Origin of the sequence: Pseudomonas fluorescens (genome assembly GCF_902498065.1) — a bacterium.
Taxonomy (GTDB): domain Bacteria; phylum Pseudomonadota; class Gammaproteobacteria; order Pseudomonadales; family Pseudomonadaceae; genus Aquipseudomonas; species Aquipseudomonas fluorescens_BJ.
On the sequence record NZ_CABVIR010000005.1, the window covers coordinates 366,089 to 380,283 of the forward strand.

9 protein-coding genes and 2 pseudogenes are annotated in these 14,195 nt (G+C 60.7%); 7 read left to right on the plus strand and 4 right to left on the minus strand.

Features of this window, described 5'->3' with window-relative positions; genetic code table 11:
- Positions 1 to 7: 7 nt before the first annotated feature.
- Positions 8 to 1,402 carry an efflux transporter outer membrane subunit gene (locus F8N43_RS20075; RefSeq protein ID WP_150654231.1) on the plus strand — a complete coding sequence of 465 codons (1,395 nt, stop codon included), beginning with the start codon at positions 8 to 10 and terminating at the stop codon, positions 1,400 to 1,402.
- Positions 1,403 to 1,522: 120 nt separating this feature from the next.
- Here F8N43_RS20075 and F8N43_RS20080 read toward each other — a convergent pair whose 3' ends face one another.
- On the minus strand, positions 1,523 to 3,151 hold the full coding sequence (locus F8N43_RS20080; protein WP_150634076.1) for a PvdJ/PvdD/PvdP-like protein: 1,629 nt from the start codon (positions 3,149 to 3,151) through the stop codon (positions 1,523 to 1,525).
- Between the two features lie 243 nt (positions 3,152 to 3,394).
- On the opposite strand from F8N43_RS20080, the gene pvdM reads away from it, so the two are divergent.
- From pvdM to F8N43_RS20105, 5 genes are all read left to right on the plus strand, one after another.
- Entirely contained in the window at positions 3,395 to 4,744 is a 1,350-nt protein-coding gene (gene pvdM, locus F8N43_RS20085; RefSeq protein ID WP_150634075.1) for a pyoverdine-tailoring dipeptidase-like protein PvdM, read from the plus strand.
- A 29-nt stretch (positions 4,745 to 4,773) separates the two neighbouring features.
- The gene (locus F8N43_RS20090; RefSeq protein WP_150654232.1) at positions 4,774 to 6,054 is read left to right on the plus strand and encodes an aminotransferase class V-fold PLP-dependent enzyme; all 1,281 of its coding nucleotides are present in this window, start codon (positions 4,774 to 4,776) and stop codon (positions 6,052 to 6,054) included.
- Positions 6,055 to 6,083: 29 nt separating this feature from the next.
- Entirely contained in the window at positions 6,084 to 6,989 is a 906-nt protein-coding gene (locus F8N43_RS20095; RefSeq protein WP_150654233.1) for a formylglycine-generating enzyme family protein, read from the plus strand.
- Positions 6,990 to 7,091: 102 nt separating this feature from the next.
- On the plus strand, positions 7,092 to 8,753 hold the full coding sequence (locus tag F8N43_RS20100) for a cyclic peptide export ABC transporter (RefSeq protein ID WP_150634072.1): 1,662 nt from the start codon (positions 7,092 to 7,094) through the stop codon (positions 8,751 to 8,753).
- A gap of 123 nt (positions 8,754 to 8,876) precedes the next feature.
- On the plus strand, positions 8,877 to 11,291 hold the full coding sequence (locus F8N43_RS20105; protein WP_150654234.1) for a TonB-dependent siderophore receptor: 2,415 nt from the start codon (positions 8,877 to 8,879) through the stop codon (positions 11,289 to 11,291).
- Positions 11,292 to 11,456: 165 nt separating this feature from the next.
- On the opposite strand, the gene F8N43_RS20110 is transcribed toward F8N43_RS20105, so the two are convergent.
- Both F8N43_RS20110 and F8N43_RS20115 read right to left on the minus strand, forming a co-directional pair.
- The gene (locus F8N43_RS20110) at positions 11,457 to 11,912 is read right to left on the minus strand and encodes a GNAT family N-acetyltransferase (protein ID WP_150654235.1); all 456 of its coding nucleotides are present in this window, start codon (positions 11,910 to 11,912) and stop codon (positions 11,457 to 11,459) included.
- A gap of 50 nt (positions 11,913 to 11,962) precedes the next feature.
- Positions 11,963 to 12,391 (minus strand): annotated as a pseudogene (locus F8N43_RS20115) (DUF1963 domain-containing protein); the annotation flags it as partial.
- Between the two features lie 348 nt (positions 12,392 to 12,739).
- On the opposite strand from F8N43_RS20115, the pseudogene F8N43_RS20120 reads away from it, so the two are divergent.
- Positions 12,740 to 13,097, plus strand: a pseudogene (locus F8N43_RS20120) (DUF6124 family protein).
- Between the two features lie 49 nt (positions 13,098 to 13,146).
- Here F8N43_RS20120 and F8N43_RS20125 read toward each other — a convergent pair.
- Entirely contained in the window at positions 13,147 to 14,112 is a 966-nt protein-coding gene (locus F8N43_RS20125) for an alpha/beta hydrolase (RefSeq protein ID WP_150637576.1), read from the minus strand.
- Between the last annotated feature and the right edge of the window lie 83 nt (positions 14,113 to 14,195).

The following is a 14,195-nucleotide window of genomic DNA, read 5'->3' on the forward strand; positions in this document are numbered from 1 at the left end:
TCGACCTATGAAAGCGCCACTCAGCCTGTTGACCCTTTGCGTGTTGCTCAGCGCGTGCGCCAGCCCGGACCCGCGTCCGGACAGTGGCCTGCAGCCGCCGCCCGCCTGGCAGTCGGCGCACAGTGAAAATGCCCCGTTGCGCAACGCCCAGTGGTGGACGCACTTTGGCAGCCCGCAGCTCGCTCAACTGATTGAACAGGCCCGCGTCGGCAGCTATGACCTGGCGGCGGCGCTGGCTCGAGTTCGTCAAGCCCAGGCCACCACTGTGATTGCTGGTGGTTCGCTGCTGCCGGAAGTGAAGTCAGCGGTGAACGCCAACCGCCAGAAGCTGATGCGCGGCAACGGCTACAGCCAACTGGACGCCGACAGCAGCAACAAGGCGGTGGATTACTTCGACGCCAGCCTCAGCGCCAGTTATGAAATCGATTTCTGGGGTGGCCTGCGCGCCTCTCGCGACAGTGCGCAATGGGGCCTGCAGGCCAGTGAATTCGATCGCGACACGGTGGAATTGACGCTGCTCAGCGCAGTCGCCAACACTTATGCGCAAGCGTTGTCATTGCAGGAACAACAGCGCATCGCGCAGCTCAATCTGGCGAATGCGCAAAAGGTTTTGAATCTGGTACAGACCCGCTTCGACGCAGGCTCGGCCACCGCACTGGAACTGGCCCAGCAAAAGAGTCTGGTGGCCGCGCAACAACGGCAGTTGCCACAGGTTCAGCAACAAGCCGAAGAAGCGCGAATCACCCTCGCCGCCCTCCTCGGTCGACCGGTTCAGGAGTTGAAGCTCGACGATCAACGCTTCGATCAGCTCAGTTGGCCGGTCATCGGCGCGGGCGTGCCCAGCGACTTGCTCAACCGCCGCCCGGATATCGCTCGCGCCGAAGCGCAGTTGGCGGCGGCACGCGCCGACGTGACCGTGGCCCGGGCGAAAATGCTGCCCACCGTGACATTGAGCGCCCAGCTCGGGTCTGGCGCCGACACCTTCAGCGATGTGCTGCGCAGCCCGTTCTACAACCTCACCGCCGGACTGGTCGCACCGATCTTCAACAACGGCCGCCTGAGCGCCGAACGCGACAAAGCCACGGCGCGCCAGGAAGAGCTGCTGGAAACCTACCGTGGCGCGATCATCAACGGCTTTGCTGACGTGGAAAAAGCCCTGACCGGTATTCGCGGACTGGACGCCCAGCGCCAATGGCAAAGTGAAGAATTGAATCAGGCGCAAACGGCGTTCGACATTGCGCAAAGCCGCTATCAGGCCGGGGCCGAGGATTTGCTGACGGTGCTGGAGACGCAGCGCACGCTGTATACCGCGCAGGATCTGAATGTGCAGCTGCGGTTGGCGAGGTTGCAGGCGAGTATTGCGCTGTACAAGGCGCTTGGGGGTGGGTGGCAGGTTTTGTGACTTGCAGCGCCAGTGAGTCCGCCATCGCGAGCAGGCTCGCTCCCACATTAGTCCTGCGTACACCGTTCCATTGTGGGAGCGAGCCTGCTCGCGATTGAACGATAACGCGGTATCTCTGGATCAACTGGTAATCGGCTTGGCCTTCAGATTCCGCGCATACCACGGTCGCTGCGGCACTTTGCGGAACAGATCTTCCAGTTTCTTCTCGTCTTCGCCAAAGGTAATCCGCAGCGCCAGCTTCATGGTTTCCGGGTCCATTTCCACCGACTTGCCCGCCTGCAAACCCGGCGTGGTGTTGCAGCCGTGGGTGCTCGGGCCCAGCCAAGGATCGTCGATCTCGACCCAGCGCCCGGGCGCAAACCAGGGCACGCCATTGACGTCCAGGCGACTCACTTCCCCCGGATGAAAGCGCTCGTGTGCGCAGAACCAGTCTTCGAGACGGTCATCGATCCAGCCATGGAAATGCCAGAACACCGGGTTCACATGGGAGGAAAACGGGTCGCCAAGAAAGTCGTTTTCCGCCGCGAACCAGCGGGCGGAAAAGTCTGCGGTGTCCCGCGCGAACGGCACAGGCTGGCCGTTGGACGGGTCGCGAGGCACCGATGCCCAGCGCATGTGCAACCAGTCATGCAGGCCCAGTTCAACCTCGGAACCGAACTGCCCCAGGGTCAATTTCGCCAAGTAGCGCGGGTCACGGTAACGCGATTCCCAGACCTGAAAATTACTGTGGTAAGTCTCGGCCGTCTTGAGATCGGCCACCCACTGCGAATACTCGTCATCGTCATCGGCGCGCCAGGCGGGTGGCAGCGCGGTACCGTCGTGGTTGTCGAAGTAACGAGCAAAGCCTTGGCGATCACGCACCAGTTCCGGTTGCGGCAACGGAAACTGCTGCCAGGACGGCAAGTCTTGCAGGGAGCGCGCGGTGCCGAGCATGTGCCGGTGCATAAAGAAAAAGTCGATGCCTGAACCATTGCGGTCCTTGCGCGGACCACGCGCATCGCGCTCCTTGTCCCGCCGCCCCGGCTGCCAGCCGATACCACGCAAGGCGTTGCGTTTGTCTTCGGACAAGGTGTGCCATTTGTCTCGCGAAGCGTGCCAGAGCTGGTGGAACAAGCGGTGCTCGGGCGAAATCAGCCACGCCAGCAACGCCGGGCCCAGGCCCGTGCGCTCACGTGCTTCAGGGAACACTTGTTTGACCGCGACGAAACGATTGTCCTGAGCGGTCAAGGCCAGCGGACGATCCAGACGCAGCACGCGCCCACTCAAGGTGCCGCTGCCGGCATTGCCGAATGCGGCCCAGACCTCGTCCAGTGTGAAGGTGAACTCGTAATCCGGCGTCCCGGTCGGGGAGCGGGAATCGATCAAGCGCCAGCTCAACTCGGTGCTGTTCGTGCCCGCCAGATCGCCGAGGACGCGATAGCGCGGCGGCGGCCCGGCACGCAGCGCCTCGAACGTATCGAGAAAACCGTTGAGCCCTCGGCCCTTGTGACCGACATCAAGCAGCAGTTGCAGGCCCTCGCGAGCTAAACCGTCGAGCCCGGCGTCACGGCCTTCGAAACGAATGTCCCAAACGCCTTGCAAGGTGTTGGCCAACCGCTGCCCGGCCACATCCGCGACGTCGAATGACGCTTCGCCGGGGGTAATCGTCGGGTCCGGTTTTGTCAGTTCGCGATGCCCGTAATACGCCGCAGGCAGGGCAGCGCCGGTCAGTGCCAGGCCCGCCAGGAACCATCGTCGAGAAATCGTCATTGCCCTACCTGTGTCAGCCATGGAGCAGGCTTTATCCAAGCTAGAACGTTCATCACCTCGACAAATTTAAGAGCATCGCGAGCAGGCTCGCTCCCACAAGTAGTGCGCTAATCAGGCGGGAGCGAGCCTGCTCGCGATGAGGCCCGCACAAACGACTAAATTCTTGCCCTGGCCACTCGTTCTTCCCAGATAGCAAAGGCCCCCGCGCCTGCACCCTCGACGGCGAACCTGACTGAGATGGCAATGACAAAACCTCGTTCGAAAAAGGCTCTTTTCATTGGCCTGCCCCTGGCGCTGGCCATCGCTGGCGCGGCGGGGTTTGCGGCCTGGGATTACTGGCTCAACGACAATCCCGGCTACCCGGTCGCGGTGATGAAACAGGCCGATGAACTGCAAGAGCGCATCCTCTCGTTCGACAGCCACATCACCGTCCCGATGGATTTCGGCACCGCCGAAAACGAGGCTGACAAGGACGGTAGCGGTCAGTTCGACCTGGTCAAGGCGGCACGCGGTCGCCTGTCAGGCGCGGCGCTGACCATTTTCGGCTGGCCGGAAATCTGGAACGGCGACAACGCCCCGCACCGCCCGACCGCCGGGTTCATCGACGAAGCCCGTCACGAGCAGGAAACCCGCTACAAAATCATCAGCACCCTGGTGCGCGACTTCCCCAATCAGGTCGCCATCGCCTACACCCCGGACGATTTCCGACGCCTGCACGGCGAGGGCAAGTTCGCTGTGTTCATCAGCATGCTCAACGCCTACCCACTGGGCAACGACGTCAATGCCCTGGATAAATGGGCCGCCCGCGGAATGCGCATGTTCGGCTTCAGTTACGTGGGCAATAACGCCTGGGCCGACTCGTCCCGGCCACTGCCGTTTTTCAATGATTCCCGTGATGCGCTGGGCGGCCTGTCGGAGCTGGGCAAGCAGGCGGTGCATCGCCTGAACGACCTCGGGGTCATCATCGACGTGTCGCAAATGTCGACCAAAGCGCTTGAGCAAGTCAGTCAATTGAGCCGTGCCCCGATGGTTGCCTCGCACTCGGCGCCACGGGCGCTGGTGGACATCCCGCGCAACCTCAGCGACAGCGAAATGCAGTTGATCAAGAACAGCGGCGGCGTGGTGCAGATCGTCGGTTTCCCGACCTACATCAAGCCCCTCAGTCAGGCCACCCAGGACAAACTCAACGCCCTGCGTGCGCGTTTCGACCTGCAACCGTTGCAAGGCCTGGAGATGGCGCTGATGCCGGGCGATCCGGTGATCACCGTGTGGTCGGAACAGCGCTTCGGCGAATACGCCAGTCAGCTCTACGGCATCATCGATGAAGAGCCCAAGGCCACCCTCAAGGATTACGGCGACGCCATCGATTATGCGGTGAAAAAAATCGGCATCGACCACGTCGGCATCAGCTCCGACTTCAACGACGGCGGCGGCCTTAACGGTTGGAAAGACGTCAGCGAGGCACGCAACGTGACCGCCGAGCTGATCAGTCGCGGCTACAGCGAAGCCGACATTGCCAAGCTCTGGGGCGGCAACTTCCTGCGGGTTTGGGATCAGGTGCAGAAGTCCTCCAGACCCGTCGCCAAACACTGACCTTCACCTTTGCCAAGCGAACCGAATCCATGACCAACCGTCGTACCTTCCTCAAGCAGGCTGGCGTTATCGCGGCCGGCATCCCCCTGAGTTCCGCCGTCAGCCTGCCTGCGCTGGCCGCCACGCCGGCGCCGCTGCCCAAAGACAAATGGGCGCAGTTTCGCCAGTTGTTCAATCAGGACCCCGACTACCTGCATTTCGCCAACTTTCTGGTGACCTCGCACCCACGACCGGTGCGCGAGGCGATCGAGATGCACCGCGCCAACCTCGATCGCAACCCCGGTCTGGCGATGGACTGGCATCGCGGTGAAACCGAACGCCGCGAAGAAGAAGTCCGCGTGTGGGCCGGCCGTTACCTGAACGCCAAACCGTCGCAGATCGCCCTGACCGGCAGCACCACCGAAGGCCTGGCAATGATTTATGCCGGTATTCATGTGCGTCCGGATCAGGAAATCCTCACCAGCGAGCATGAACACTACGCGGCCAACAGCGTGTTCGAATTCCGCACGCAGAAGGACGGCACCCAGGTGCGCAAAATCAAATTGTTCGAGGACCCGTACAAGGTTTCGACCGACGAAATACTGGCTTCGATTACCCGCAACATCCGTCCCGAGACCCGCGTGCTGGGCATGACTTGGGTGCACTCCGGCAGCGGTGTGAAATTGCCGATCGGCGAGATCGGCAAACTGGTCGCCGAGAAAAACCGCGACCGCGAGGAAAAGGATCGCATCCTTTATGTCGTCGATGGCGTCCACGGTTTCGGCGTGGAAAACCTCGATTTCCCGGACATGCATTGCGACTATTTCATCGCCGGCACCCACAAATGGATGTTCGGGCCACGGGGCACCGGGGTCATCTGCGCCCGCTCGGACGAGATGAAAGATGTCACGCCGACCATCCCGACGTTCTCCGAAGCGACCACGTTTTCGACCGTGATGACCTACGGCGGCTATCACTCGTTTGAACACCGCTGGGCGCTGACCGAAGCGTTCAAATTGCATCTGGACCTGGGCAAGGCCGAGGTTCAGGCGCGCATTCACGAGATCAACAGCTACCTGAAAAAGCGCTTGCAGGCGCATCCGTCGGTGGAGCTCGTCACGCCGCTGTCGCCTGAGTATTCCGCCGGTTTCACGTTCTTCCGCATCAAGAACCGCGACTGCGAGGAAGTGGCCAATTTCCTGATGGACCAGCGCGTGGTCTGTGATGCCGTCGACCGTGATGTCGGGCCGATCATTCGCCTGTCCCCGGGCCTGCTCAACACCGAGGCGCACATCGATCGCGTCGTGGCGCTGTTGGCCAGCAAGCTCTGACACACCGATTCCCTTTAGCGAGAATGCTCATGAAAAACATCCTGCACAGACTCGGATCGTCGCGCCCACAATCGCGGGCGTTGACCCTGCTGGCATTGCTCGGCGCCGCGTTGTCCTGCGGTGCCCAGGCCTCCACTGCGCCGCTGCCGGGCAAGGTGTTCAAGGACTGCCGCCACTGCCCGGAAATGGTGGTGCTGCCCGCCGGCACCTTCACCATGGGCACACCGGAAGGTGAAGTCGGTCGCGAACCCGATGAAGGCCCGATGCACGAAGTGACGTTCGCCAAGCCCTTCGCCATGAGCCGTTACCAGATCACCGCCGGTGAATGGGACCACTACCTGAAGGAAACCGGGATCACCCTCCCCGACGGCGACACCCGCCCCGGCCGCGAGTGCATCAACAGCAAACCGCGTTATCCACAGGGCCCGCGCCAGCCGGCGGTGTGCATGAATTTCGCCGAGGTCAGCGCGTATGTCGCGTGGCTGTCGCTCAAGACCGGCCAGCACTACCACATCGTCAGCGAGGCACAGCGCGAATACGCCGCCCGTGCCGGATCAACCGGACCGTTCCCGTTCCCGTTCGATGAGGGCACCGAGTACAGCATCGCCACCCACGCCAATACGTACGGGCCAACCGACGGTTTCAGCTACACCTCCCCGGCCGGCAGCTACCCGCCGAACGCCTTCGGCATGTACGACATGCACGGCAATGTCTACGAGTGGATCGCCGACTGTGAACACAGCGATTACGTCGGCGCCCCCACCGACGGCAGCGCCTGGGTCGAAGGCAACTGCGAAGCCCTGCAGATTCGCGGCAACGACTGGGGCGAAGCGCCGGTGTTCTCGCGTTCCGGCAACCGCAACAACATCTACCCGCAAACCCGTGGCGACTGGATCGGTTTCCGCGTGGTACGCGAGCTGCCGTCCAAAGGCTGAGCCCCCTCCCCTTCGGCCGCCGCCAGTCGGCGGCCGTCTAAATTAAACGCCTGACCACACGTTCTACTGGGTATGCCTCACGACCCAAGGGACCGTCCTCAAATGCATCTCCTCAAGACCCAGCCTACGCGCGGTGCAATTCATGAATTGTTCACCCTCCTGAAACCGTTCCGGCTGGTGGTCAGCCTGTCGATCATTCTGGGCATGGTGGGCGGTCTGAGCGTGACGGTGCTGCTGGCCACGATCAACAATGCGCTGCATTCGCAAAGCGGCCTGACCCAAGGCGTGGTTGCGCTGTTCGGCGGCCTCTGCCTGTTGGCCCTGGCGAGTTCAATCTGCTCGGACATCGGCACCAACTATGTTGGCCAGCACATCATTGCCAAGCTGCGCAAAGAGCTGGGAGAAAAGGTGCTGTCGGCGCCCATCGAACAGATCGAACGCTATCGCAGCCACCGTTTGATCCCGGTGCTGACCCATGACGTCGACACCATCAGCGACTTCGCATTTGCCTTCGCGCCGCTGGCCATTTCCCTGACCGTGACCCTCGGCTGCATGGGCTACCTGGCCCTGTTGTCGTGGCCGATGTTCCTGATGATGGTGTTGGCGATTGCCATCGGCACAGGCATCCAGTTCTACGCCCAGGGCAAAGGCATCAAAGGCTTCATGGCCGCCCGTGACGCCGAAGACGAACTGCAAAAACACTACAACGCCATTGCCGGCGGCGCCAAGGAACTGCGCATTCACCGTCCGCGCCGCCAGCGCATGTTCACTTCGGGTATCCAGGGCACGGCCGACTTCATCTGCAACACCCAGGTGCGCTCGATCAATACCTTCGTGATCGCCAAGACGCTGGGGTCGATGCTGTTCTTCGTGGTCATCGGCCTTGCGCTGGCCCTGCAATCGTTCTGGCCGAGCGCCGACAAGTCGGTGATGAGCGGCTTCGTCCTGGTGTTGCTGTACATGAAAGGCCCGATCGAGCATCTGGTCGGCACCTTGCCGGTGGTCAGCCGGGCGCGGATTGCCTTCCGCCGCATCGCCGAACTGTCGAGCCGGTTTTCCTCGCCCGAGCCGCACCTGCTGCTCAACGACACCGGCAAAAAACCGGCCGTGGTCAACAGCCTGCAACTGGACAACGTCAGCTATGCCTTCCCGGCCGCACCGGGCAGCGAAGCGTTCCGCCTGGGGCCGGTGAACCTGACCATCGAACAGGGCGACATCATTTTCATCGTCGGCGAAAACGGCTGTGGCAAGACCACCTTGATCAAGTTGCTGCTGGGGCTGTATGCGCCGCAACAAGGCGCCATCCTGCTCAACGGCGAAGGCATCGATGCGCAGAACCGTGACGACTACCGCCAATTGTTCACCACGATTTTTGCCGACTACTACCTGTTCGATGACGTGGTGCAGGGCGATCAGCACATTCCCGAAGACGCCAACAAATACCTGCAACGCCTGGAAATCGCGCACAAGGTCAGCGTCAAGGACGGCAGTTTCACCACCACCGACCTGTCCACCGGCCAGCGTAAACGCCTGGCACTGGTCAATGCCTGGCTGGAAGAACGTCCGGTGCTGGTGTTTGACGAATGGGCGGCCGACCAGGACCCGACATTCCGCCGGATCTTCTACACCGAGCTGCTTCCGGACCTCAAGCGCCTGGGCAAAACCATCATCGTCATCTCCCACGACGATCGCTATTTCGACATGGCCGATCAACTGGTGCGCATGGAATCGGGCCGAGTGGTGACGGAGCGGGCGACCGCCTGAGCCTCCTTGAATTCAACGACCTCGATGATTTTCGGAGATTGTTTTCCGGTTTCGTCGGGGTGATGCGTCTAATAATAATTATCATTAACTAAAAAACTGCACACCTTAGGAGCGATTTGAGCAATGCAAAGCCCTACCCTGTCCCGCGCGCCGTTGGCACTGGCTATCGCGCCGCAAAAGAAATTCCGAACAGTCGTACCGGGTGCGTTGCTGACCCTGTTGCTGCTGGGCACGTCTGAAGTCCAGGCGGCCCCGGTGAACGTCAACGTTCCTGCGCAATCGCTGGCCAGCGCGCTACAGCAACTGGGTCAACAGACCGACCTGCAGATTCTGTATAGCCAAGACATGGTCAACGGCCTCAAATCGACGGCGGTTTCCGGCAATCTGGAGCCGGAACAGGCACTGAACACGTTGCTGCTGGGGAGCGGCATTACGTTTCAACTGACTGGCAACACCGTTTCGCTGATTCCGGTGGCGGGCAACTCCAGTGCGCTACAACTGGGCGCGACCGCGATCTCCGGCGTGGCACCGGGGCCGACTACCGAAGGCACGCATTCCTACACCTCCGATGAAGTCAGCATCGGCAAGGGCAACATCAAGCTCAAGGACATTCCGCAGTCAGTGTCCGTCGTCACGCGCCAGCGCATGGACGACCAGAACATGAACAGCCTGCAAGACGCGATGCGTCAGGTCACCGGCGTCACCATCAAGACGTACAACTCCGGTTCCAGCCTGAACGACGTTTACATGCGCGGCTTCCTCGTCGACCAGGTACAGGTTGACGGCGTGTCGCAACCGACCGGCCAGGGCGATTTGGGCACCAGCTTCGACCTCGCGATGTACGACCGCGTCGAAGTGCTGCGCGGCCCGTCGGGCCTGTATCAAGGTGCTGGCGAACCCGGCGGCACCATCAACGTAGTGCGCAAGCGCGCCCTGAACAAATTCGCCCTCGGTGGCGAACTGGGCGCAGGGTCCTATGACCACTACCGCTCGATGGTCGACGTCACCGGCCCGTTGAACGATCAGGGCACCGTACGCGGTCGCTTCATCACCGCTTACGAAAACAACAAATCCTTCGTCGACTCCGCCCAGAACGAACGCCCCATGGTGTACGGTCGCCTGGAATTCGACCTCGACCCATCCACCACCTTGTCGGTCGGCGGTGCCTACCAGCAAAACCACTCCACACCGGCGTTCGGTTTGCCGGCCTTTGCCGATGGCAAGTTGCTGGACGTGTCGCGCTCGACCTTCGTCGATGCCAAGTGGAACACCCTGAACGAGAAAGTCTGGGAGTCCTTCGCCGAGGTCGATCACGCGCTGGATAACGGTGGTCAGTTCAAGACCACCCTGACTTACCGTGATGCGGAAACCCCGCAACGTAACTTCACCTGGGCCGACGGTGCGGTCGAGCCCAATGGCGACAGCTGGGCTGTGGCGTACGACTACTACACCCATATCAAGACCATCGGCGTCGACAGCTTCGTGACCACGCCGTTTGAATTCGCGGATCGCCAACACGAGTTCACCGTCGGGGCCGAGTACCAGCACCTGGACAAGGACTTCGAATACGGTGGCGGCGAATACTTCCCGATCAACGTCTACAACCCGGGCAGTATCGATATTCCCAAGAACGACTATGAGCGGGTCAACGGTAACTGGTCCAAGTCCGACCAGTACGGCCTCTATACCCGCGCCAAGTTCAACGTCACCGACTGGCTCGACGTGATCGGCGGCAGCCGCGTGACCTGGTACGAAAGCGACGCGAAGAACGCCAACGCCTTCTTCAACAATTTCGGCGAAGCCCACACCAGCATCAACCGCAAGGTCGTGCCCTACGGCGCTATCATCGCCAAGCTGACCCCGGAACTGTCGGCCTACGCCAGCTACACCGGCGTATTCAAGCCACAAAGCGAGATCGGCAGTGACAACACGCCTATCGGGCCGCGCAAAGGCAAGCAATATGAAATCGGCCTCAAGCGCGAGTTCTACGACGGCCGTCTGAACGCCAGCGTTGCGGTCTTTCGCATCTACGATGAAAACCGTGCCGTATACGACAACGCTACCGCCGCCTACATGACCGAAGGCAAGGCACGCAGTGAAGGCTGGGAAACCGAGTTGAGCGGCAACCTGACCGACAACTGGAGTGTCGTCACCGGCTACGCCTTCACCTCCACCAAGTTTCTGGAAGGTGATGAAGCCACAAAAGGTGCCACCTTCAGCACCATCACGCCCAAGCACAACTTCAACCTGTGGACCAAATACGACTTCACCGACGGCCCGCTCAAAGACTTCAGCGTCGGCGGCGGCGTGCGTGTTGTGAGCGATACCCACTACCAGCGCGATGTGAAATTCGAACAAGGCGGCTTCGCCGTCGCGACGGCGCAGGTCGGATACAAGTTCAACGAAAACCTGTCGTCGACCCTGACCGCCAACAACCTGTTCGACCGCAAGTACTACGATCGCGTGGATGCTTCGTGGGGCACCAACTTCTATGGCGATCCGCGTAACTTGACCCTGACGTTGCGGGCTAACTATTGATCGCTGCGCAGGTTAATTGCTGAACACCACCGGGCCGCTTGCGGCCCGGTTTTGTTTTTGGAGTGGATGGCATTCGGTGCGATGCGCGGTTGGGATTTGCTGCTCGACGGGCCGGAGGGTCCCTACTTTGAATGTTCGATTGCCTTTTCGATTCCCGGAGACAAGTTAATACGCGAGCCATTGCTCCATGATGATCGTGCGCTCGGCACCGTGAAACTCGTCTCGAACTTTTTTGAAGCCAAGCGATGCGTAAAAGCCTTCTGCGGTGATTGAAGAAGGGACGCGCAATAATGTGACTCCCCTGCTGACGGCGGCCGACTGGATCATCGCCATCAACTGTTTGCCGATGCCCTGCCCTTGATGGAGTGGGTCGACGAATACGCTTCGAACAACGTCCTGGTCAAGGCTGGCGGTTGCAACGACGTGATCGTCGATTGTTGCCACGTAGACCAGACGCTGAGTCAGTAAGCAAAGGATGGCTTGAGGGGAGAAGCTTTGCTCCACCTGTTCGATGACTGCCAGCGTGTAGTCCCTGGCGTTGGTTTCGCGTAGTGCGCCAATGACGACTCGGCTGATGGCGGTTGCATCTTCGCTTGTGGCGATTCGAGTCAGGCAGTCCATTTGAGTGCTTCTTTCCGTGTGGTTGGCTGAGCGTGAGGGATGCCGCCTGCTTAGTAGAAGTCGTAGTACAGAGCCCACGTCCCCGTGCTTTTGCTCTTCCAGAACATCAGGCTTCCACAATCCACCACGTTCAGATTGATTTTGGAGTCAGATGAAATCTGGAACACGAATTCGAAGTCATCACCGAGGTCGACGCCAGGTTGGCAGAATGAGGGGTATCCGCCAATTTTGTGTGCGTACGTATGAGTGACAACATCGTAGTAGCTTTCTATCTCCCCCGCCTTCTCAAGCTTGCAAATTTCGCCCTCAAGATCCTCCGGTACGCCGCCTCCATCCCACAGCGGAAAGTCTTCAGCCACCGGTTCGGCCAGCAAGGGAAAGGGTTTGATGCATGAGCCTGCTACCGCCGGCTCTTTGCGGACGAGTACATCGTCGGGGCCGTACTCTCTGATCAGCCAGTTGTTTCCCATCGGTTCGAGCGCTTGTTTAAGCGGCCTACAAGTTACTTCATGAAAGCTACATCACCTTGCGTCGTTGCCTACAGGTACGCCAGAATCCGCCGTCTTGTGCGTCTTGAGCACGGTCTCTATCGTTTCCCTGCCACTGCAAATCAGTGGTCGGGTTTGGTAGCCCGCTTCGCTTAGGCGCATTGAGTCACCTATACGGCCGCTTTTTCAGGGCTCTGATTTATGGTGGTCATGCGCAGGGCTCCTTCGGGAGCGCCGGGGTCCTAATGCGACCGGTCTACCAACCCGCGTATGGCCGCCACCCTTCGTTTGGTAGCGAGGGTGATGGCTCCTTTACATTTCGCGTTAGGAGTTCCATCTATGCCCAAGGTCACACCCAACCCGCCGGAAACCGAACCGGCATCCCCACAACGAAAATCTCGATTCCCCCACCGACCCCACCCCGGAATTCCAACCGCACTCAGCCGCCGACATCATGGCGACGCCTCGCACCTTGAGTACGATGTTCATCGTCAACCCGGACCTCGATATCGAAACCCTGCTCGGTTATGCCTGTGAGTCGCTGGCCTCCGCCGATGTGATGACAAACGATCTGGCTGATCATATGACGGGATCGTCGCGCAATTCGCTGCTGGGTATTTCGCAGGTGATCATGTTCGCGGAGTTGGCAGTGAATCGGGCGTTGGACCATCTGTATCCGATAGAGGGCGTGCATTAGTCCGGCAATGTGATCGTTCCCATGCTTGGGAACGATCACCACGAATGCATCAACTCAGGCTTTCAGTGATCAGCCCTGCCAGTTGCTCCAGCATCCCCGGCACTTCCTGCACCATCTCCCCCATCCGCGCGAAGTCGTGGGTCATCCCCGCTTTAACGTCGAGCACCACAGGTTGCCCCGCCGCCCGCAATTTTTCGGCCCAGGCCAGGCCTTCGTCCAGCAGCGGGTCGTACTCGGCCAACCACAACACGGTCGGCGTCAGACCTTGCACGGTCTCGGCAAACAACGGTGAAAAGCGCCAGTCGCGGCGATCATCCGCGCTACGTTGGTACTGTTGGTAGAACCATTGCAGCGTGGTCGCTTCCAGCAGATAGCCTTCAGCGAAACGCGCAAGCGACGGGCGTTTTTCCACGGCGTCGATCACCGGGTATAACAACACTTGCAGCCGTGGCGTCAGCGGCCAGGCTTGCGGATTCTGCGCGATCGCGATCGACAACGAGGCCACCAGGCTGCCGCCGACGCTGTCGCCGGCCAGTGCGATGCGCGTGGCGTCCAGGCCCAGAGCACCGGCGCCCGTGGTCGCGAGCCAGCGCGTCACATCCTCCGCATCCTCGTAGGCGGTAGGAAAACGGTGCTCCGGGGCCAGTCGATAATCCGCCGACAGCACCGCAAAACCACCTGCCAATGCCAGTCGCCGGCACAGGGTGTCATGGGAATCAAGGCTGCCGACCACATAGCCGCCGCCATGAAAATACAGCAGCACCGCGCGCTCCTGCGTGCCCAGCGACGGGCGAGCGTAGAGGCGCGCGTTGAGCAGATGGCCGTCGCGGGCCGGAATGCTGACCGCGGTCACGGTCAGCGCGCCCATCGGTGCCGCATCGAGCAACTGCGAGGTTTGTTCGAATTGCTGGCGCGCTTCGGTCGGGCTCAGCTCGTGCATGGGCAGGCTTTTGCCGGTGAGGCGGCCGAACTCGGCCAGCTCTAGAAAACCTTCGATGTCCGGGTGCAGTGCCATGGGCGGTCGTCTCCAAAAAAATAAAAGCTCGCCCTATAAACGAACCGTGAGGACCGTTCATTAGGGCGAGCTTGTTTTGACGC